Origin of the sequence: Peribacillus phoenicis, from assembly GCF_047238085.1 — a bacterium.
Taxonomy (GTDB): Bacteria; Bacillota; Bacilli; order Bacillales; family DSM-1321; genus Peribacillus.
In genome coordinates this window covers 2,525,869-2,547,329 of record NZ_JBDFMF010000001.1, presented here as the reverse complement: position 1 = coordinate 2,547,329, position 21,461 = coordinate 2,525,869, and the positions used below count along the sequence as shown (strand labels likewise).

Sequence of the window (21,461 nt, the reverse complement as noted above, 5' to 3'; positions counted from 1 at the left end):
AAACTTATTCTACGGCGAAATCCAGGCATTATGGGACTTATCATTGGAAATTAAAGAAGGTCAAATTGCAGCATTATTAGGTGCAAATGCTGCAGGGAAATCAAGTACAATTAATGCTATTTCTGGAATTGAAAAAATTATCAGTGGGAAGATAACGTTTTTGGGAAAAGAAATCCATAAAATGAGCCCGAATGAAATTGTTGAAGAAGGGATTATCCAAGTACCAGAAGGAAGGAAGCTTTTTAACTTTATGCCGATTCAAGAAAATCTGGAATTAGGTGCTTATTCAAAACGAGCAAAAAAAGATTACAAAAAAAATCTCCGCTTCGTGTATGATCTGTTTCCGATTTTAGAGGAGAGGAAAAGTCAAATGGCAGGGGACTTGAGTGGCGGACAGCAGCAAATGGTTGCTATTGCTAGAGGATTAATGTCCAATCCAAAACTACTAATTATTGATGAGCTTTCTCTCGGATTAGCACCAATATTGGTTCAACAATTAATAAAGGATTTAGTGAATATACGAAATACTGGAATTACGATTCTATTAGTAGAGCAAAATGTTCAGCAATCATTGGCTATAGCTAATGAAGCCTATGTGCTGGAAAATGGAAGACTTGCATTATCCGGAAATGCAGAAAAATTAATTAAGGATCCACATTTGAAAAAAGCGTACCTTGGAATGTAGGGGTGACATGTATGAGAGCGGCCATTAAGACAGTTAAGTCAGGAGAAATTATCCTTCAAGAAAAAGAACTGCCAAAGCTCAACAGTGATGAAGTGCTTATTCAAGTAGATTATTGTGGTGTTTGCGGAAGTGATCTTCATGCATATAAGCATTCAAAAGGCTATGAGTTTGTTTCTAAACCCATTATTTTAGGTCATGAATTTTCGGGAGTTGTCGTTGATTGTTTGGATGCTTCTTATGAACATTTAAAAGGGAAAAGCGTAATTGTTGAACCAATGAATTATTGTGGTAAATGCGAAAACTGCGTGAATGGCCGCAAATCAATATGTACTCAAAATAAAGTAATGGGCCTCCATTTTGATGGCGGCATGGCGCAATTTGTTAAAACAGAGGCGCGTTATGTAAGGGAAATTCCAAATGGAATTCCTCTCCAATTAGCAGCATTGAGTGAGCCGATGTCGGTTGCCGTTCATGCCGTTCATCAATCAGGAGAAATTTCAAAATCTGATACGATACTCGTTCAAGGACCAGGAATTATTGGATTTTTTGTAAGTGTAATTCTCGCTCAGAAAGGGGCGAAGGTTTATCTTTCTGGACTAGAGAAAGATTATGAAAACAGATTGTCAAAATGCCAGAAATTCGGAGTGATCCCACACATTGTTGAATCTGGGAATTTAGGAGAAAAGGTGGATATTGTGTTTGAATGCTCCGGATCAAACGCAGCAGTAAAATCAGGATTTAGCAGCTTGAAAAAAGGTGGAAAAGCAATTTTTGTTGCATTGTATGAAAAAGAAACAGCCCTCTTTTTAACAGAATTAGTTAGAAATGAGGTATCCATTAATACTAGCTATGGTTCAAACCCAGAAGATTTTAATGAAGCATTTGTAGTGTTGAAATTATTATCTGAACAGTTAATGGACATTATGACGATTTATCCATTAACAGACGTATCTCAAGCCTTTGAAGATGGGCTAAATCAAGTTGTATTAAAACCAGTTATTTCATTATGTTAATAAGTGTGGAGGTAATTGAATGTCTCTTGAGAATCAAATAAATTCAACCCTTAATCTTTTACGAAGTCATACTTCCATAAGGAACTATAAAAAGGAAAGCATTTCGCCTGAAGATCTAAAAAAGATGTTAATTTCTGCACAGTATGCTGCATCTTCAAACTTTGTTCAAGCTTATTCGGTCATTCAGATTACGGATCCTGAGAAAAAAGAAGCAATTGCTACTTTATCAAAAAATAGTAGGCAAATCGACTCTGCACCTGTTTTATTGTTATTCTGTGCTGATATGAAACGCTTGGAGTACGCTTGTAAGGTACAGGGAACGAGTATCGAACACAAAATCCTTGAAAATTTCCTTGTAGCAGTCATTGATACAGCACTATTCGCTCAAAATTTTGCAGTTGCTGCAGAATCTCAAAAATATGGAATTTGCTACATTGGCGGGGTACGAAATAATCCAGAAGACATTAGTAGAGTTATAGGCTTACCTGATAAAGTAATCCCTTTATTCGGTATGACAGTTGGGATTCCGGATGAAAATCAATCGGTTAAACCGAGATTACCAGTACATGCAATCCTTCATGAAAATGTATATAACGAAGAAAAGTACGATGAGCTTTTGAATCAATATGATTCTCAATTAGAAGATTACTACGGAAACCGTGCTACAAATCAGAAAAAGTCAAATTGGACAAAAGAGATGAGTGACTTTCTTTCCGTACCAAGAAGAGAACATATGAAATCCTTCGTGAATTCAAAAGGTTTTTATTTAAAATAACTTATCCGAAATAAGGTGATCAAATGAATAAGAATAAAGTAGCTCTGGTTACTGGTAGCGGTGCAGGTATTGGCAGAGCGATCGCTCTTCGGTTAGCGAGCGATGGTTTTGATGTAATTGTAAATGACATAAGTGAAGCTTCTATAAAAAATGTATCAAACGAGATTGAACAGCTAGGGCAGAGATCATTGGCTATTGTAGCAGATGTCAGCAACAGGGGCCAAGTTTTTTCCATGGTAGATCAGACGGTTGATTATTTTGGCAGACTTGATGTCATGGTTGCAAATGCTGGGATTGTACAGGTAAAGCCACTAATGGAAATAACAGAAGAAGATATGGAAAGAATCTTTCGTATTAATGTATTTGGCGTCCTTAATTGCACACAGGCAGCAGCAAAACAAATGATAAAGCAAAAAAATGGAAAAATCATTAATGCAAGTAGTACATCTGGAAAAAGAGGTGTTGAATTACTAGCGCATTATTGTGCAACTAAGTTCTCGGTCATTGGGTTAACCCAAGCTTCTGCGAAAGAACTTGCACCACACGGCATAACAGTGAATGCATATTGTCCAGGTATTGTTGGTACGGGAATGTGGGAAGAAATTGATCGTCAAATGAGCGAATACCATAATGTCCCACTTGGTGAGTCTTTGAATAATCGTATAAAAGGTATCCCTTTAGGGAGAATTGAGGAGCCGATTGATGTCGCTAACTATGTTTCATTTTTGGCATCCAACGATTCAAATTATATGACAGGGCAAGCAGTCGTAATTGATGGTGGAATGGTATTTTCATAAAAAGTAATGCAAGGGATTTATATTTTAAAAATATTTCCAGGGTTTAATTTGTAAAAAAATGGATCATTCGATTCGTATAATAGTAGGAGGTTTTACAATGTTGCAAGCTACAAAACAATTATCTTTGATTGACTTTGGAAATGTTAAATTATTCATTAATGGTGAATGGACATCTGCTCGCAATGGTTCTACATTTTCAGTGAAAAATCCAAACACTGGTGAAGTCGTTGCTGAAGTTCCAAGAGGAGCAAAAGAAGAAACCAAAGCTGCTATTGAAGCAGCAAATGGAGCATTACCAAACTGGGCTAAGCTTACTGCAAATGATAGAGCGGACTATTTATTAAAAGTACGCGATCTAATGATAGAACATGAGGCAGAACTGGCTACAATTATGAGTATCGAAATGGGGAAGGCATACACGGAAGCTTGTGGTGAAGTAAAATATGCTGCCAGTTTCTTAACTTGGTATGCAGAAGAAGGCCGTCGTGTTTATGGTGAAACAATTCCAGCATCTTCTCCAAACAAAAGATTGTTTGTCGTGAAACAACCTGTTGGTATAATTGCCGCCATTACTCCTTGGAATTTCCCATTGGCAATGATGACTAGAAAACTTGGACCTGCTTTGGCTGCTGGTTGTACAGGTATTGTCAAGCCTGCAAGCCAGTCACCTCTTTCTGCTCTTGCTTTTGCAGCGCTAGTCAAAAAAGCTGGTATACCAAAAGGGGTAGTGAATATTGTGGCAGGTGCTACAGCAGAAATTTCTGATGAAATCTTTGAAAACCCTGTAGTAAAGAAAATTTCTTTTACTGGATCCACAGAAGTTGGAAAGAAGTTAGTAGAAAAATCCGCGAATCAATTGAAAAAGCTTTCTTTAGAGCTTGGCGGACACGCCCCGTTCATCGTATTTGAAGATGCAGATTTAGAAAAAGCAGCTGAAGGAGCTGTAGCTAGTAAATTTAGAAATGCGGGCCAAACATGTGTGTGCGCAAATCGCATTTATGTTCATGAAAATATTAAAGAAAGATTCACAAAGCTTTTTGTTGAAAAAGTTCTAGCATTAAAAGTGGGAAATAGTTTAGATCAAACTGTACAAATTGGACCATTAGTAAGTAAAGAGGGTCTTGGGAAGGTACAAGAGCATGTAGAAGATGCTATATCAAAAGGTGCAGAAGTATTAACTGGAGGTAAAATAACTGGTGATCAGAAAGGTTTTTATTACGAACCGACTGTTCTTGGTAATGTTACAAAAGACATGATTATCATGACAGAGGAAACTTTCGGACCAGTTGCTCCAATCACTACTTTCCAAAATGATGAAGAGGTTATTTACGAAGCTAATAATACTGAATATGGATTAGCAGCTTATCTATATACTTCAAACATTCAACGTGCAGTTACAGTTTCCGAAGCATTAAACTTTGGTGTAATTGGACTAAACGATGCAGTTCCTGGAGTTGCTCAAGCTCCATTTGGTGGTATGAATCATAGTGGATACGGACGTGAAGGCGGACACCAAGGAATTAGAGATTACTTAGAAGAGAAGTATATTTCTCTTGAACTATAAGTGATCAGAAAGTTCCTTCTGGAAGGGCAATCGGTTCTTTTAGGAGGATATTTCCCCTCAATTGTAGGGGTAAATTAAATATTGTGTTAGCACCTATTAGAATGAATGGTACACCAATTTTATATAAGCGAGTGGATTTAGAGATGAAAGCACTTATGAAGACGAAGCCCGGTTTTGGAAATTTACATTTACTTGATATTCCTGAACCGGTTTGTGATGCTACTGGAATAAAAATAAAAGTGCGGTATTCAGGTATCTGCGGGACAGATATGCATATTTATCATGATAGCTATAAGAGCTATCCACCAGTTGTGATAGGACATGAATTTTCAGGAGAAGTCGTTGAATCCGGTAAGAACGTAAAAAATATTAATCCAGGAGATATTGTAATGGTGTTGCCTTCGATTGCCTGGACTTGTAAGAATTGTATGTACTGCAAACAAGGCTATTATATGTTTTGTTCTGAACGCAGAAGTATTGGGAGTGGGGTAAATGGCAGCTTTACAGAATATGTGGTAGTCAATGAAGAGATGGTTTATAAGGTACCATCCGCCATCTCATTACAAGAAGCAGCTCTAGCAGAGCCATTAGCATGTGCAGTACAGGCGATTGAGGAATTGACAGAGTTTCATGCAGGTGATTGGGTCTTGCTTTCAGGACCAGGACCAATTGGCTTACTTTGTTTGAGTTTACTAGTGAGAAAGGGATGCAATGTAATTGTTACAGGGACAAGTCAGGATTTAACAAGGCTGAAAATTGCCAAAGAACTTGGAGCGCATACTATAGTTGATGTTTTTATAGAAGATTTACAGGAAATTGTGGAAGAATTGACTGAAGGTGTAGGTGTTGATATTGCAGTTGAATGCTCTGGAGCTCCTTCAACGGTCAATGCGGTCATAAAAGCAATAAAGAAAATGGGCAAATATATCCAAGTTGGAATCATCGGAAGCGATGTCGAGATGGATATGGACTCCATTTTGTATAAGCAAATTCAACTATTCGGATCATATGCTCACTCTATGAAAACATGGGAAAAAGTTAAAAAGATTCTTTCGACGAATAAGATTGATTTAAAGCCCATTATTACAGATGTTTTTCCGCTTAGCCAATGGGAAAGAGCTTTTGAAATTATTGAATCAAGAGAATGCGGGAAAGTTTTGATGTATTACGACTTTGAATGAAGAGATGGTTTTGATCAAGTATCGTTATAGCAATAAAAATGCAAATGAGATGGGGGTTTCCCTAATGGAGACAAGCATGTTTGGAAGCTTACAAAAGATAGGAAAAGAAAAATCGAAGGATTTATTATATCAAATGATACTTATTCGCGATTTTGAAGAAGCGGTTGAAAAACAATTTATGCAAGGGAAAATTCACGGAACGATGCATCTTTGTATCGGCCAAGAACCAAGCGCTGTTGGTGCATGTGCGGTATTAACCAATCAAGATAAAATTACGAGTACTCACCGTGGACATGGACATTGTATTGCCAAGGGCTCAGAAGTGAAATATATGATGGCTGAGCTATTAGGGAAAGAAACCGGTTATTGTAAAGGAAAGGGCGGTTCCATGCATATTGCCGACTTAGACATAGGAAATATAGGAGCAAATGGTATTGTAGCAGGAGGCCTGCCGATTGGTTGTGGGGCAGCCCTTACTTCTAAGAAGAAGGATTTAGGCTTTGTCGTTGTTTGTTTTTTCGGTGACGGTGCGACGAACGAAGGAGCCTTCCATGAATCTGTTAATATAGCTTCTGCTTGGAAATTACCAGTGATCTTCTTCTGTGAAAATAATCAGTACGGAATGTCTAGTTCCATCAAAGAAATGACGAATATCAAGAATTTAGCAGACCGTGCAAGTTCGTATGGAATTCCAGGCGTTACAATTGACGGCACAGATGTTATTGCAGTAATGGAAGAGACAAAAAAAGCAGTAGATCGTGCTAGACATGGTGAAGGCCCTACCTTAATAGAAGCAAAAACTTATCGGTGGAGAGGACATTCCAAAAGTGATGCTAGAAAATACAGAACCCGTGATGAAGAACAGGATTGGATGACAAATCGAGACGGAATCAAGCAGTTCAAAGAAAAATTATTAAACGAGGGTTTTATCACAAGTGGAGAGATTGTTGAAGTAGAAGAAAAAGTGAAGAAAGTGTTGGCTGAAGCGATTGAGTTTGCGGAAAATAGTCCTGAACCTCCACTTAGCTCGCTTGAAGAAGACATATTTGCATAAGAAAAGGTAAGAAGGGAGGAATATTCATGCGTAATATAACATATGCAGAAGCAATTAATGAGGTTATGTGCCAAGAAATTGAAGCAAATGAAGATGTTTTTATTTTAGGGGAGGATATTGGGATATATGGTGGAGCGTTCGGATTAACTAAAGGAATGATTGAAAAGTTAGGGCCAGAAAAAGTATTAAATACTCCTATTTCAGAACAAGCCATTACAGGAGTTGCCATTGGGGCAGCCTTAATGGGCATGCGTCCCATTTTAGAACTCCAATTTTCTGACTTTGTGACGGTTGCGATGGATCAAATCGTAAACCAAGCAGCTAAATTACGTTATATGTATGGTGGAAAGGGAAAAGTTCCTATGGTTATCCGTACTCCAGGAGGTTCTGGAGCTGGTTTTGCGGCCCAGCATTCACAAAGCTTAGAGGCTTGGATGACACACATTCCAGGTTTAAAAGTAGTACAGCCATCAACAGCCTATGATGCGAAAGGTTTGTTTAAAGCAGCGTTAGATGATGACAATCCGGTTATTTTCTATGAACATAAGCTTTTGTATGGAATGAAGGACGATGTACCGGAAGAATCCTATATGATTCCACTGGGCAAAGCGGATGTTAAACGTGAAGGTAAGGATGTTACAGTTGTTGCTACTTCAATAATGGTTCATAGGGCATTGCAAGCAGCTGAAGAGCTTGAAAAAGACGGAATTAGTGTCGAGATCATTGACCCACGTACGTTAGTACCGCTTGATACGGAAACAATCGTTAAATCAGTGAAAAAAACTGGGCGTGCTGTCGTCGTATATGAAGCAGTTCAACGAGGTGGATATGGAGCAGAAATTGCCAGTATGATTAACGAAAGTGAAGCATTTGATTATCTTGATGCACCAGTAATCAGAGTAGGTGGAAAGGCTGTGCCAATTCCGTATAATCCAACACTTGAAAAGAAAGCTGTTCCACAAGTTGAAGATATTAAGAAAGCTATTAAATCAACGTTAGTAACGTATGCCTGATGGGGGTGGGAAACAATGGCTGAACAAGTTTTGATGCCAAAGCTCGGAGCAACCATGGAGAGTGGAACGATATTGGATTGGATGAAGAGTGAAGGGGATAGAGTTGAAAAGGGTGAAACAATTCTTGAAATCATGACTGACAAAATTAACCTTGAAGTGGAGGCCACGACCTCAGGCATCTTGTTAAAGAGATTGTTTGATGTTGATGATGAAGTCCCTGTTTTGGAGGTAATTGCCTATATTGGCGAGCCTGGTGAAAAAGTTGAGGATATACAAAGCTATCAAAAAAACAGTGTCAAAATTGAGGGAGCATCCGAACCAGTAATAAAAAGTACCAGTTCTTCAACAAGTTTGGAAAAGCAAATGGATATCACGGTTAACAGACCAAGAAGAACACCAGCAGCGAGGAAGTTGGCAAGAGAATATGGCATTAACTTGCATCAAATTACAGGTACGGGTCTAAACAAACGCATCCATGTAAAGGATGTTGAATTATTTATCAATAGTCAACAAAGAGTCAGCCCACTTGCTAGTAAGCTTGCGAATGATCAAAATATTGATTTAGCAACCATCAAAGGTACGGGTTTGAACGGAAAAATTATAACAGAAGATGTAGTGAAAAATCGTCTAATCCCCCAGAGCCATACGATTCAATATACTGGCATGAGAAGGGTGATTGGGGAAAAAATGGTACATAGTGTTACTACTGTGCCTCATGTAACACTTACAACTGAAGTCGAAATGACGGCGGCGACAGAAATAAGAACGAAACTTTTAGACAAAATTAGCAAGGTCACAGGATATCGTTTATCCTATACTGAAATTTTCATTAAAGCGACAGCACAAGCATTAAAAGCACATAAAATGATGAATGCTTCATTAAACGGAAATACAATCGAACTTCATTCCGAAGTCAATGTTGGAGTAGCTGTTGCTATACCCAATGGTTTAGTCGTTCCAGTTATCAGAAACGCAGATATCATGGGGCTTTCAGATCTCACAGAAAAAAACAAGAGGATAGTCAAACTTGCACGGGAAAATAAGCTGGATCCGGAACACTTGGTGGGTGGAACGTTCACCATCAGTAATTTAGGAATGTATGCTGTAGATGTTTTTACGCCAATTATTAATAAGCCACAGTCTGCTATTCTTGGAATCGGGCGAATATTGGAAAAAGTCGTAGCTGACAACGGGTCATTTGTGGCCAAGCAATTCGTAAATTTAAGCCTTTCCTTTGATCATCGAGTGATTGATGGAGCTCCTGCAGCCGAGTTTCTCACTGAACTTAAAAATTTATTAGAAAATCCTTATGAATTAATGATTTGAGGTGATTGATATGAAGAAGTACGATTTAGTAATTGTCGGTGGAGGTCCTGGCGGTTATATTGCAGCTGTGCATGCCGCAAAACAGGGTTTGTCAGTGGCACTCATTGAAAAACAATACCTTGGAGGAACGTGCCTTAATACTGGGTGCATTCCTTCAAAAACGCTTTTACGGCATTCAGAATTTCTCGATATGTTAGAAAAAGCAAAGGAATGGGGCATAGAAACAGAAAATGTCACACTTTCTTTTGAAAAGATGATGCAACGGAAAAACAGTGTTGTTGAGAATTTGCGCAAAGGCGTAGAATCCCTGCTATTAAGCACTAATGTCGATATATACAATGGGATGGCAACCGTTCTTCCTGATTATCGCATTGTAATAGAGGAAAAGAATTCACAATCAGAGTTGTATGGCAAAAAAATTATCATTGCTACTGGTTCAAAACCATTCATTCCTCCGGTTAAGGGTATTGAACATGTAAAAGCGCATACAAGTGATACGATTTTTGAATTGGACTATATTCCAAAGTCGATCGTCATTATTGGTGGAGGTATTATAGGAGTCGAGTTTGCTTGTATTTTTTCAAGCTTAAACGTGGACGTGACCATCATTGAAATGCGAGACAGGCTTTTTGCCACAGAAGATGAAGATGCGTCGAGGTTAATGACCAAAGAACTTAAGAAAAAAGGTGTCGCCATTCTTACATCTGCAAGATTGAAAGAGGCAGGAGAAAATGATTCGGAAAAGACATTAACTGTTGAACTTGCGAATTCCGAGCTGTTGACAGTTTCTGCCGAAGAAGTTCTGTTTGCCTCTGGGCGAAAGCCAAATTTAAACGGTACAATTAAGTTGGGGTTGGCAATGAATGGACCGTTTATCGCAGTGAATAAGCAAATGGAAACAAGCTTTCCGAATGTATATGCTGTTGGAGACGTTATTGGTGGCTGGCAATTGGCGCATGTTGCCAGTGCCGAAGGTATAGTGGCAGCCGCAAACGCATCTGGTATATATCAGGAAATTGATTATAAAGTGGTACCTCGCTGTATCTATACTTTTCCTGAAATTGCTAGTGTTGGATTATCAGAAAAAGAGGCAAAAGAAAGCGGATATTCTTATCGGTGTGAAACAATACAGTTAAGAGCAAACGGCAAAACATTGGCAATGGATGAGCCAAGCGGGTTTATCAAGCTTATTGCAGATGACAGCTACGACGAAATTCTAGGAGCGGTAATGGTTGGTCCTCATGTAACCGAAATGATTTCTGAGGTATCAACAGCTATTTTTCTAGAAGGGACTGTAGATGAACTAGCATCGTTGATCCATCCACATCCTACTGTATCAGAAGGAATCTGGGAAGTCGCAAGAACGTGGCTAGAGAAAAAGAAATGTTTAATTCATCAATAATCTATTTGGTTTCTTTCTAATAGTTCGTTGTATAGAGTAATAATGATAGAGGCAATCAACTAAGTGCCTGACACTTTCAGGTACAAACTACCGAGTGCAGGCTTTTTTGTTTAAGTAATTACTAAAATTATGAAATCCAGGACAAAATTCTTATAAACAGTATTATTAAATAATAAGGGGAATTTCAGTACTTATTAATAGATAATATACTTTTGAAATTGAAGAAAATCTGTTATTATGTGGAAATGTACAAATACATAATTTTTAGTTTAACAAAACCCTATTTAAAAAAAGGGGGGATATCATTGTGACAACTGAGTACTCATACAAAGAGATGTATAATAGATGGGAAATATTTATTAACGGTGGAAACGATACTTCACATTTGAGGAAAGAAGTAGCTGATTCTTGGAAGCGATGCAAAAAATTGAATGTGAATCCCTTTAAAATACCACCTATAATGGATGAATATGAAATTGAAGAGATCATAAGTAAAAACCAATACTTAATTAATGTCGTAGGACCCTTTATTAAGCTAATTAGTGATCTAACTAAAGAAACAAATTTTTTATATGTGTTAACAGATCAAAACGGAAATGTGATAGAGGTTAGAGGTGAAAAACACGTTGTCGAGCAAGCCAAAAAAAGTAATTTTGTAATTGGTGCAAACCGTTTCGAAGGTGCTGGAACAAATGCAATCAGTGTCGCGATTATTACTGGAAAACCTATACACATTGGAGGGCCTGAACATTATAACGTCAACTTTCATCAATGGTTCTTGTGCAGCAGCTCCAATCCACGATAGCAAAGGGGAATTAAGGGGTGTCCTCACTCTTTCCGGGCATTATTCACTCAAGCACACTCATACTCTTGGAATGGTTGTCTCTCTTGCCAAAGTCATCGAAAAAGAACTTCTTTTTAATGAAAAAAATTTAGAGAAAGAAAAGAAGAACAAACTATCACAAAAAATCTATTTTACTTTTGAAGACATTATTGGAAGTGGAGAAGGGATTCAATCTGCAATTAATTTGGCAAGAGTAGTTTCGAAAAAGAGCACAAGAATACTTGTTGAAGGCGAGAGTGGTACGGGAAAAGAATTATTTGTCCAAGCCATACATCATGCAAGCGAGAGAAGTGAATATCCTTTTGTTGCAGTAAACTGCGGAGCCATTCCAGCTCAACTAATTGAAAGCGAACTATTTGGATACCATGACGGTGCTTTTACCGGAGCGAAAAAGGGTGGAATGCCAGGAAAGTTTGAACTGGCAAATAACGGTACGCTATTTTTGGACGAAATTAACAGTATGCCTGAAGACATGCAAGTTAAGTTACTGAGGGTGTTACAGGAGAATGAAGTGACACGTGTGGGTGGTACAACACCCATTCCAATCAATGTGCGAGTAATAGGAGCATCTAATGAATCGCTTGAAAAATTAGTAGACAAAAAGGATTTTCGAAGAGATTTATATTATAGATTAGGAATTATTGTACTCCAAATCCCACCATTAAGAGAAAGAACGGAAGACATTCCTGAATTATTTATTTACTTATTAAATAAGATTTGTAAGCGACTAAATGAAAAATGTCCTGAATTCGATCGCGATATTTTGGAGTATTTGAAATCATTCCATTGGCCAGGAAATATAAGAGAGCTAGAAAACTATATTGAGAGGGCGGTTGTGCTATCCCAAGGTGAAAAGCTAACATTGGAATATTTTCCATATAAAGTGATTGAACATGTTTTTATGCCTAAAAAAATTGAATTAACCTCTTTGGAAAATATGGAAAAACAATTCATTCAAAAAGCATTAGATGTCTTTGACGGAAATATGTCAAAAACATCTCAGCTCCTCGGGATTACTAGAAAAACATTGTATAACAAAATGAAAACGTTTAATCTACAAAAAAATAGCAGAGAAAGAATTTTATAATTAACTAATACTCCTCCTTGCTTCAATGTTTATGAGGTTGACATAGATCAGCCCAGCTTTCTAAAAAATATCGTTTTCCGTCTGTAGTTGCTTACTGTCTTTTACGTAATCATTAACTCAAGTACCTTAAACATGAAGTATATCCTCTCCCAGCGTAATTTATTTTACTAAGTGTTTGTTTCAGAATTCGGATTAACAAGTTAAATTTTTAATAGAAGTAGTGGCTTCGGGCGATGGTGCAATACATATAAAGTGAATTTTCTTATAATTCTGTGAAAACACCCATCATATTTCCATCGTCCTTTATTGTCTGAGTACGGACGCACGCAGGTGCTGGAATTAAATCATCTACCTTGATTTCAGGAGTTAAAGGCATTAGTAAATTGCGTATTGCAAAAGAGCGGAGGTATTCATCCATCTCTTCTTTCATAAATATACTCGTGCTTTTCCAATCCCCTGTATCTTAACACTTCCATTGAATCTTTTGCATTTAATACTGTTTGTATTAATCGTTCACTTTCACGATTAACTCAGCACTTGGCACAGCATTATTTTCTCCGCGAGTCATGCTGGTAAAACACACACCTAAAAAAATAGGAATTGCGGATTAGATACAGAACAAATTAATGTTTAAAAGTATAATGTTTTTCTATTATCAATTTATAATCCTCAGTTCGGATTGGCACAATTTTCGGTTTTTATACCCAGCAGATGCAGCTATACAATCACTGTGCAGACTGGTACAGTTACCCACGATATCTTTTAACTTACCGCGACTCTACTCAATCATAGTTTAATATTTCACTTTTTCAGTATTGGTTTCCCATGTTCGGAATGGTAAATCATGATCATTAAAAGACAATTGTTTCATTTTAATTCTGCGATTTTCCATTGGCAGGGCAAGTTCTTGGTATATAAAGTGATCATCAAAACCAATAATTGCAGCGTCTTCTTTAGTGCATGCGTAATAAATGGCTTTTGGACGTGCCCAATAAATAGCACCGATGCACATGGGGCAAGGTTCGCAGCTAGTGTATATTTCACAATCTGTAAGCTGGAAGCTGTCGAGGTTCCTGCATGCATCACGAATCGCCTGTACTTCGGCGTGAGCAGTAGGATCGTTGGCCGTTGTCACATTATTACATCCTCTGCCTACGACTTTGCCATCTTTTACGATTATAGCACCGAAAGGACCTCCGTTCTTCGCCAATACATTTTCATTTGCAAGCTGAACAGCCATCTCCATGAATTTTACATCCAATAAAAACACCCCTTCATATATATTTATAACCCAAAGTACTGATGTTACGTTTAATAACGTAAATATAATAAACAATATACCATATGCATGGGAAAATGGAATATTATTTTCTGAAAATAAAGAAAAATCAGTTTGTGTTAGAATATATGACGTGCAAGCAAAATGGTTTAAAAGATTTTTTACAAATAATAATAAAACTGATATTGTTAGAAGAAAATCATTGGGATTATGAAGGTGATGTGCATGGGGTTTTTGGGAGTTCTTTTACCGATATTCGGTATTTTTGTTTTAGGGTTCATCGGTCAGAAAAAGTTCAAACTTGATACAAAATCGATTTCCACGATGGCATTATATTTAATGTCACCTTTTCTTGTGTTCAGGACTTTTTATTCCGCAGAATTTACGATTAATTATTTCTACCTGTTCTTATTCACGATAGTACTTTGTCTTTCTCTTATACTGGTGGTCTACATCATATCTTATTTTCGCAATTATACAGTCACTGAGACGAGCGGCATGATATTGGCATCGGCATTCATGAATAACGGAAATTACGGAACACCCGTCATTTTCCTGTTATTCGGAGCCGCAGGACTCGATTATGCAATCATCCTTATGGTAGGACAGCAGTTAGTGATGTGCACGATCGGCATTTATTTCGCAGCAAAGGGCAGCCCGGAAGGTAACGGAGTTCAAACGGCGATTAAAGCAGTATGTCGAATGCCAATTGTTTATGGAGCTATTGCCGGTACAGTATTTCAGTTCGTTAACATACTTTTAAGCAATTCGGTTATGGAAGCTATTAACCTTGTTGCAAATGCAGCGATCCCCACAATAATGATTACACTGGGAATGCAGCTGGCGAACATTTCGCTGAAAAAAATAGCCTATCGGAAGCTATCAGTTTCGCTGATCCTTAAACTTGCCGTGTCACCGGCCATTGCCTTCCTGTTATCTCTCGCCTTGCCAGTGGGTGAAATGGTCAGGCATATCATGATCATCGTAGCTGCCATGCCAACGGCGGCAAACACTACGATGTATGCGCTCCAATTCAACACGGAGCCTGAATTCGTATCAAGTGCTACGTTCATAAGTACATCATTAAGCCTGATTACGCTTCCAATCATCTTTTTCTTTGTATTATAGGAGATTATCATTCTAATTATGTGGGCAAACTTATTATATACAAGAAGCGGAGGAATCCTGGCTAATTAAAAGTGGGATCCGGAAAGATTATATGAATAACCCTTGACCTCGCGGTTAGTGAACGGACTTGGCAACTGGATTTAGGTGTCCAAAAATTTTCATTTAAATTTAAAGGGCAAGCTTGTTAAACATGGCGTTTACTTTTTTAATGCCTGTATTTGATTGGAGGGGTTTTATGTTCCAGACTAAAATTGAACTTACTAATACTGGAAAGATTGATACCATTTTAAAGGGAATCGTTCTGAAAACCTATGAAGAGTCACTAGAAGAAAAACTCTTGCTATGCATGGAGTGCGGTGATGTCGATTTTTATATCGCGTATTCAAATAATGAGGAACTTCAGGATGCGATAAATGAAAACTTTGAAATTGATGAATGTGGTGAAATCATGAACATAGATGAACATCAGGAACTTATGGATGATTTATACGATTATTTCTTGATCATACATAAGGAAAGTGATTTGTTTGATTTTTTTCCAGCAGGTCCATATACTCACGGCGGGGAAATCCGTGAATCGGATACGGATATGCTGGCGCCGAGGGGTTTATATTCAGCGCCATTTGAAGACGCGATAAAGGAATGATGAAAAAGACAGCGATTGCTGTCTTTTTGTATTTTTAAGAGCTGATTAAGCCCTCGGGAAATAAATATTTTTTTACAAAAAGAGGGAATTTTTTAATAGGATATCAGTTTAAATTTATCAGTTTTATGAAATATAGCAATAATATCATGAAATATAATATCGTTTTTAACAATTTAAAGTTTATATGGTAATTTTAAGAAATATTATATATAATAAAAAATGTGAATATTGAATATATTATTTAAATTACTAGTTTAAAATAACAATAGAGATGGACTATTCACTATGAATTAAGAAATATTGGGAAATAATATTTGAAGAAAGGATTATACATAAGATTTGTTTCGAGTTAAGAGAGTGCTATATTACGCTTTTAGAATTCTGATTATTATAAATTTTTAGTTTTGGGCAGGGGGCTAATTATGATAGTTTTTGACCGAGTGAATAAGTATTATGGTGATTTCCATGTATTGAAAGAAATTAATCTTACAATTAAGAAGGGGGAGGTGGTAGTGGTCATCGGTCCTTCCGGTTCAGGGAAAAGTACACTGCTTCGATGCATTAATCGTCTAGAGACCATTTCGCAAGGTTCCCTTTCCATAAATGGTCTAAATGTAGCGGATAAAAAAACGGACATAAACAAACTTCGTCGGAATATCGGTATGGTTTTCCAGCATTTTCACTTGTATCCCCATAAAACAGTGCTCGAGAATATCATGCTTGCTCCCAGGAAGGTTCTAGGACAATCTGAAGAGGAAGCGAAAAAGATTGCACTGAAGTATCTGGACAAAGTGGGGATTGGAGATAAAGCGAATTCATTTCCTTCTCAGCTTTCAGGTGGACAGCAGCAACGGGTAGCGATTGCCAGAGGTTTGGCAATGGGCCCCGAAATCATGCTATTTGATGAACCTACCTCAGCCTTGGATCCAGAAATGATTGGCGAGGTACTGGATGTAATGAAAGCACTTGCCCATGAAGGAATGACGATGGTCGTGGTCACGCACGAAATGGGATTTGCCCGTGAAGTAGCGGATCGAATCGTATTCATGGACGAAGGCAGGGTTTTAGAAGAGGCATCACCGGCTGAGTTTTACGCCAATCCTCGTGAAGAGAGGGCTCGTTTATTCCTTAGCCGTATATTAAATCATTAAAAAAACAGGGGTGAATTACATGTTGAAGAAAAAGAAATGGTTAAAATTATCTTTGCTATCCTTACTGGCTGTCATTTTATTAGCTGGATGCGGCGGGGGGAACGATTCAGACAAAGCTGAAGAGGGTGGAGGCAAAGACAAAGAAAAAGATGTTCTCGCACAAGTGAAGGAAAAGGATAAGATCGTTTTTGGGGTGAAAAATGATACAAGGCTATTCGGATTGAAGAATCCTAGTACAGGAGAGGTTGAAGGCTTTGATATTGATATTGCCAAAGCTCTTGCAGCAGAAATCCTTGGTGATGAGAATAAAGTTGAATTTAAAGAAGTGACATCTAAAACCAGGATGGCATTATTAAATAATGGTGATATTGATGCGATTGTAGCGACCATGACAATCACGGAAGATCGTAAAAAAGAAGTAGACTTCACTGATGTTTATTTCGACGCCGGACAATCTTTGTTAGTCAAAAAGGGCAGCGATATCAAGGGTATTGATAGTTTAAAAGGGAAAAAGGTATTGGCTGTCAAGGGCTCTACTTCTTCCATAAATATCCGTGAAAAAGCTCCTGAGGCACAAGTGCTTGAATTTGAAAACTATTCCGAAGCGTTCGCTGCACTTAAATCCGGACAAGGAGATGCATTGACCACGGATGATTCCATCCTTTATGGAATGGCAGATGAAGATCCAAGTTATGAGCTTGTTGGCGGTACATTTACGGAAGAACCTTATGGAATTGCCGTGAAAAAAGGAAATGCCGAATTTGTTGAAGAGTTGAATAAAGCCCTTAAGTCACTTAAAGATTCAGGCAAGTACGATGAAATCCATGATAAATGGATTAAACATTAAACATTAAACATTTTAGCAATTGATAAGGAAAGCTGACCTAAAATAACATTTGAATATTTGTCTGTGAGGATGAGCGTTTTGCTCATCCTTACTAGTTAAAGGAGTGTATGCCGTGCTTGATTTCTCCATTTTAACAGAGAATCTGGATATGTATTTATTAGGCTTTAAAAATACGATCATGTCGAGCTTGGTCGCGTTGATAGCGAGTTTGATTCTTGGTGTGCTAATTGCCATCATGCGGATTGCGCCAATAAAGCCACTAAACTGGCTGGGTACCGCCTATGTCGAGTTCATTCGGAACATACCGTTATTGATCATTACCTTTTTCTTCTTTCTCGGTCTTAAACTAAGCGGTCTATACGCCGGGACATTAGCCTTGACCATTTACACATCATCTTTCATAGCTGAGGCAATTCGAGCAGGTATACTTTCTGTGCCAAAGGGTCAAATGGAAGCTGCCCGTTCTTCAGGCCTGACATATGGACAGGCAATGAGGTTCGTCATTCTGCCGCAGGCCGTTAAAATAGTCATTCCTCCTTTAGGAAACCAATTTATCAATCTAGTAAAGAATTCTTCCATTTTAGCCGTTGTTGCAGGACTCGATCTTATGTACCACGGGGATTTGATTTCTTCAAGGACATTTGTCGTGTTTGATGTGTACATTTTCGTTGCAGCGTTTTACTTAGTTCTTACCATTCCTTTAAGTTTTGGCGTTGGTTATTTGGAAAAACGTCTGGCTAAGAGTAATTGAGGGAGGTATAAGATATGGATTTTGCAGGTGCCTATACACCAGATAATCTTAAGTTTTTATTAGAAGGATTTTGGGTAACGCTCCAGGTAGCTTTTATATCCATTATTCTAAGTTTCATTATTGGCGGTCTTGTAGGTATAATCCGATACGCAAAAGTGCCGGTGTTATCACAAATATTAGCTCTGATTGTAGAAACGGTTCGTAATTTGCCTCTGTTATTAATAATATTTTTTACCTATTTTGCTTTGCCGGAGATACGGATTAAACTGGAAATCATTCCAGCAGCCATAGTTGCCTTGACAATTTTTGAGTCAGCCATGCTTTCTGAAGTCATTCGAAGTGGGCTAAAATCCATTGATAAAGGCCAAATGGAAGCTGCCCGTTCATCAGGATTGAGCTATACACAGGCATTGATACATATTATTCTGCCCCAAGCGCTGCGCCGTATGGTTCCTCCCATTGTCAGCCAATTCATTTCTTTATTAAAGGATACCTCTTTAGCTGTTGTCATCTCTTTGCCGGAGCTGACCCATCATGGTCAAATCATATATGGACAAAGTCAAAAGTATTTAATACCGATTTTGATCCTGGTGGCTCTCATGTACTTCATTGTGAATTATAGCCTTTCTTTGGTAGCCCAGAGACTTGAATTGAAACGAACCTAAAAAAAACGGCTCAGAAATGAGTCGTTTTTTACTTGTCTACGAGGTTCGGAAGTGTCTTACCCTCAACCTTGTTTTAAAAGAAGACTCGTTTATATTCCATGATCCATACAGTCGGCGGAAAAGGAGCGGACTTCTGAAATCAACTGGAATATTATTTTAAGAAGAAACCGTAGGCAGGACTCATCCCAAACTAAGTTTAAGACTAGGTTATCCTTCATGGTTTTATAACTGTAATCCTTAATGGATGGAAGAAATATGCGACAATCTTGCCGGATAGCTAACTAGCCGAGACCCCGGAGGCGCTTGCTTTGAAGAGGCTTGGCAGACAGTCGGCGGAAAAGGAGCGGACTTCTGGAATCAACTGGAATATTAGTGATGAATGAGTAAACAAAAAATGAATCTTTTGCTTTTAATAACCGTATATATAATGGAAGAAAGAAGGTGGAATGCATGTCGGAAATTAAAAGAAGCAATAGCAAAGCAATTGTATCATTGATCATGGGGGTATTATCCCTGTTTATTCCATTCGTAGGCATCATATTAGGTATTCTCGGTTTAATATTTGCATCGAAGAGTAAACAAGAAATTAAGCTTACTGGTGAATCTGGAGATGGATTGGTGACAGCTGGAAAAGTGTGCAGCATTGTAGGTATAATCTTGAATGTTCTCGTGATTCTGATTTTCCTGGTGTTTTTTTATTTCACAGTAAATACGGACATAACAACCTATTGAGTGCTAACATTAACTTGACAAACAAAGAAAAGTAAATTAAACCTATATAAAATGGAAATTCATGTTATAATTAATATAAAAGCCTAAATTTTGTATGAAGGGATGATATTTTGACCATTCAAATCTTTGAGTACCCAGCCGTATTCTATTATGAAAAACACCCGTTGATTATCGACTCTTTTTCCGTTCAGGTTTGTTTCCCGGATTTTAGGCGAGAAGGAATCATTTCTTCCGTTAGCGGTAGGAATCGGGTAGATGCCTTAGCTTGTGCTCAAGAATTGCTGGAATCCATGGTCGAACATTTTATTCACGATAAAAAAACAATTCCGGATGCAAGTGAAATGGAAAAGGTAAATCTGGATAGGGGAATCAATATTTGTGAGGCTGCACCCTTCAGGATTGAAATAGAAAATATCACATATGAAAAATAAAAAACCTTGCCGGTTAAAGGACAAGGTTTTTATTTTGTATTTCTTGAAATCCTATGGAAATTTTGTAACTCGGAATGTCAATACGTACATAGTATTATTTTTTGTAGTAATGAGAACTCGACGGTGATCTTGATTCCCTGTATAAAATACCCCGGATCGACTTCACTTTCATTTATGATTTGGTGAAAGATATGTTTTCAGAGTAGGACGCCCAAGTATTTATCCAGGGGAAAGCACCATCATCACCTCAAGTTTTAATCATTCTATTTAAAACAATGAAGACTTTTGGAAAAAAGGGTTCTATCTAAAAGTTAAACAAAGTTGATTGGAGCGGGTGTGCGAGACTCCTGCGGGAAAAACGAGTCCTGGGGAGCCCGCGGAAAGCGAGTGCCTGGAGAGGAAATTAACGGTCTAATTGTACAAACCCCTAAAAAAACAGGCAAACTCGATTTTCATTGAGTATGTCTACAGTCTGAAACCATCATGACCTGTAAAGGAATGATGGTTTTTTGTTTCGCTTAAAATTTCCAATTAATTATTTTTTAATTTTTGGGAAAGGATATTGCGTTCTTTATAACGAATATGTATAGTATAGGTAACGTAGGTAAAAAGTATCAATAGTTATATTTTTTGGAGGTGTATGTGTGAAATATTATATAGCATCAGATGAAAAAAATTTAAAGCAAGTCAAATCATTGATCAAGAAATTGACTTCAAAAGGGTTTACATGTGTGAATGACTTGAATTTAATTACGAATGATGAGAAAAACCAAATAACGGACGGCATTGGAGAATATGAGAAAAAGGGGATTGAGGAAGCCGATTTCATGCTGATCTTCCTAACAGCAGGAAAAGGTAATCTATATGAGCTTGGATATGCTTTGTCTTTAAATAAGAAAATTATTGTGTATTCACCTGAGAAAGACAATTATCATATTAATAAAAAATCAATATTTCATAATCTTCCCGAGGTAACAATATGCAGCGGGACCTTTTATAAGCTGGTTAAATTGATACATACGCTTTCTCCGGAAGGATCTGAAAAGGATTCTCTGCATCTTAAATAATTGTCAAATGTAAAATTTAAAGG

General features: G+C 37.7%; 23 protein-coding genes. 21 read left to right on the top strand and 2 right to left on the bottom strand.

Annotated elements, in window-relative coordinates; translation table 11 throughout:
• Positions 1-43 precede the first annotated feature (43 nt).
• The 12 genes from ABC374_RS12485 to ABC374_RS12430 all read left to right on the top strand — a co-directional run bounded on the left by ABC374_RS12485 (position 44) and on the right by ABC374_RS12430 (position 12,741).
• Entirely contained in the window at positions 44-685 is a 642-nt protein-coding gene (locus ABC374_RS12485; protein WP_413018065.1) for an ABC transporter ATP-binding protein, read from the top strand.
• A gap of 11 nt (positions 686-696) precedes the next feature.
• Entirely contained in the window at positions 697-1,698 is a 1,002-nt protein-coding gene (locus ABC374_RS12480; protein ID WP_413018063.1) for a zinc-dependent alcohol dehydrogenase, read from the top strand.
• Positions 1,699-1,735: 37 nt separating this feature from the next.
• A complete protein-coding gene (gene nfsA / locus ABC374_RS12475) occupies positions 1,736-2,473 on the top strand; it encodes an oxygen-insensitive NADPH nitroreductase (protein WP_413020336.1) in 738 nt (245 codons plus the stop codon).
• Positions 2,474-2,496: 23 nt separating this feature from the next.
• Positions 2,497-3,270, top strand: coding sequence for an acetoin reductase (locus ABC374_RS12470; RefSeq protein ID WP_413018061.1), 774 nt, complete (start codon positions 2,497-2,499; stop codon positions 3,268-3,270).
• Between the two features lie 97 nt (positions 3,271-3,367).
• Positions 3,368-4,834 carry an NAD-dependent succinate-semialdehyde dehydrogenase gene (locus ABC374_RS12465; protein WP_413018059.1) on the top strand — a complete coding sequence of 489 codons (1,467 nt, stop codon included), beginning with the start codon at positions 3,368-3,370 and terminating at the stop codon, positions 4,832-4,834.
• Positions 4,835-4,917: 83 nt separating this feature from the next.
• Positions 4,918-6,015, top strand: a complete 1,098-nt coding sequence (locus ABC374_RS12460) for a zinc-dependent alcohol dehydrogenase (protein WP_413018057.1) — start codon at positions 4,918-4,920, stop codon at positions 6,013-6,015.
• A gap of 64 nt (positions 6,016-6,079) precedes the next feature.
• On the top strand, positions 6,080-7,069 hold the full coding sequence (locus ABC374_RS12455; protein ID WP_413018055.1) for a thiamine pyrophosphate-dependent dehydrogenase E1 component subunit alpha: 990 nt from the start codon (positions 6,080-6,082) through the stop codon (positions 7,067-7,069).
• 26 nt (positions 7,070-7,095) lie between these two features.
• Complete coding sequence (locus ABC374_RS12450) at positions 7,096-8,082, top strand: alpha-ketoacid dehydrogenase subunit beta (protein WP_413018053.1); 987 nt, start codon at positions 7,096-7,098, stop codon at positions 8,080-8,082.
• Between the two features lie 15 nt (positions 8,083-8,097).
• A complete protein-coding gene (locus ABC374_RS12445) occupies positions 8,098-9,408 on the top strand; it encodes a dihydrolipoamide acetyltransferase family protein (RefSeq protein ID WP_413018051.1) in 1,311 nt (436 codons plus the stop codon).
• A 10-nt stretch (positions 9,409-9,418) separates the two neighbouring features.
• Complete coding sequence (gene lpdA / locus ABC374_RS12440) at positions 9,419-10,810, top strand: dihydrolipoyl dehydrogenase (protein WP_413018049.1); 1,392 nt, start codon at positions 9,419-9,421, stop codon at positions 10,808-10,810.
• Between the two features lie 307 nt (positions 10,811-11,117).
• Entirely contained in the window at positions 11,118-11,615 is a 498-nt protein-coding gene (locus ABC374_RS12435) for a sigma-54-dependent transcriptional regulator family protein (RefSeq protein ID WP_413018047.1), read from the top strand.
• Positions 11,503-12,741 (top strand): sigma-54 interaction domain-containing protein, encoded by a 1,239-nt coding sequence (locus tag ABC374_RS12430; RefSeq protein WP_413018045.1) that lies wholly within the window; start codon positions 11,503-11,505, stop codon positions 12,739-12,741. The genes ABC374_RS12435 and ABC374_RS12430 overlap by 113 nt, the downstream gene beginning before the upstream one ends.
• A gap of 262 nt (positions 12,742-13,003) precedes the next feature.
• Here the strand turns inward: ABC374_RS12430 and ABC374_RS12425 are convergent, their stop codons facing one another.
• Both ABC374_RS12425 and ABC374_RS12420 read right to left on the bottom strand, forming a co-directional pair.
• Positions 13,004-13,171, bottom strand: a complete 168-nt coding sequence (locus ABC374_RS12425) for a hypothetical protein (RefSeq protein WP_413018043.1) — start codon at positions 13,169-13,171, stop codon at positions 13,004-13,006.
• A 363-nt stretch (positions 13,172-13,534) separates the two neighbouring features.
• On the bottom strand, positions 13,535-13,987 hold the full coding sequence (locus ABC374_RS12420) for a nucleoside deaminase (protein ID WP_413020335.1): 453 nt from the start codon (positions 13,985-13,987) through the stop codon (positions 13,535-13,537).
• Positions 13,988-14,245: 258 nt separating this feature from the next.
• Here ABC374_RS12420 and ABC374_RS12415 point away from each other — a divergent pair, with 258 nt between their 5' ends.
• The 9 genes from ABC374_RS12415 to ABC374_RS12375 all read left to right on the top strand — a co-directional run bounded on the left by ABC374_RS12415 (position 14,246) and on the right by ABC374_RS12375 (position 21,438).
• Positions 14,246-15,148, top strand: a complete 903-nt coding sequence (locus ABC374_RS12415; RefSeq protein WP_413018041.1) for an AEC family transporter — start codon at positions 14,246-14,248, stop codon at positions 15,146-15,148.
• Between the two features lie 235 nt (positions 15,149-15,383).
• Positions 15,384-15,794 carry a hypothetical protein gene (locus ABC374_RS12410; RefSeq protein WP_350298944.1) on the top strand — a complete coding sequence of 137 codons (411 nt, stop codon included), beginning with the start codon at positions 15,384-15,386 and terminating at the stop codon, positions 15,792-15,794.
• A 422-nt stretch (positions 15,795-16,216) separates the two neighbouring features.
• Positions 16,217-16,945 carry an amino acid ABC transporter ATP-binding protein gene (locus ABC374_RS12405; protein ID WP_048687119.1) on the top strand — a complete coding sequence of 243 codons (729 nt, stop codon included), beginning with the start codon at positions 16,217-16,219 and terminating at the stop codon, positions 16,943-16,945.
• A 19-nt stretch (positions 16,946-16,964) separates the two neighbouring features.
• A complete protein-coding gene (locus tag ABC374_RS12400; RefSeq protein WP_101225415.1) occupies positions 16,965-17,792 on the top strand; it encodes a transporter substrate-binding domain-containing protein in 828 nt (275 codons plus the stop codon).
• Between the two features lie 112 nt (positions 17,793-17,904).
• Positions 17,905-18,543: an amino acid ABC transporter permease gene (locus ABC374_RS12395; RefSeq protein ID WP_413018038.1), complete on the top strand. Its 639-nt coding sequence runs from the start codon at positions 17,905-17,907 to the stop codon at positions 18,541-18,543.
• Between the two features lie 14 nt (positions 18,544-18,557).
• The gene (locus ABC374_RS12390; RefSeq protein WP_034307000.1) at positions 18,558-19,208 is read left to right on the top strand and encodes an amino acid ABC transporter permease; all 651 of its coding nucleotides are present in this window, start codon (positions 18,558-18,560) and stop codon (positions 19,206-19,208) included.
• 450 nt (positions 19,209-19,658) lie between these two features.
• Positions 19,659-19,940 carry a DUF4190 domain-containing protein gene (locus tag ABC374_RS12385; protein WP_350298942.1) on the top strand — a complete coding sequence of 94 codons (282 nt, stop codon included), beginning with the start codon at positions 19,659-19,661 and terminating at the stop codon, positions 19,938-19,940.
• 110 nt (positions 19,941-20,050) lie between these two features.
• Positions 20,051-20,371, top strand: a complete 321-nt coding sequence (locus ABC374_RS12380) for a type II toxin-antitoxin system HicB family antitoxin (RefSeq protein ID WP_048686335.1) — start codon at positions 20,051-20,053, stop codon at positions 20,369-20,371.
• A gap of 644 nt (positions 20,372-21,015) precedes the next feature.
• Complete coding sequence (locus ABC374_RS12375) at positions 21,016-21,438, top strand: nucleoside 2-deoxyribosyltransferase (protein ID WP_350298941.1); 423 nt, start codon at positions 21,016-21,018, stop codon at positions 21,436-21,438.
• Positions 21,439-21,461 lie beyond the last annotated feature (23 nt).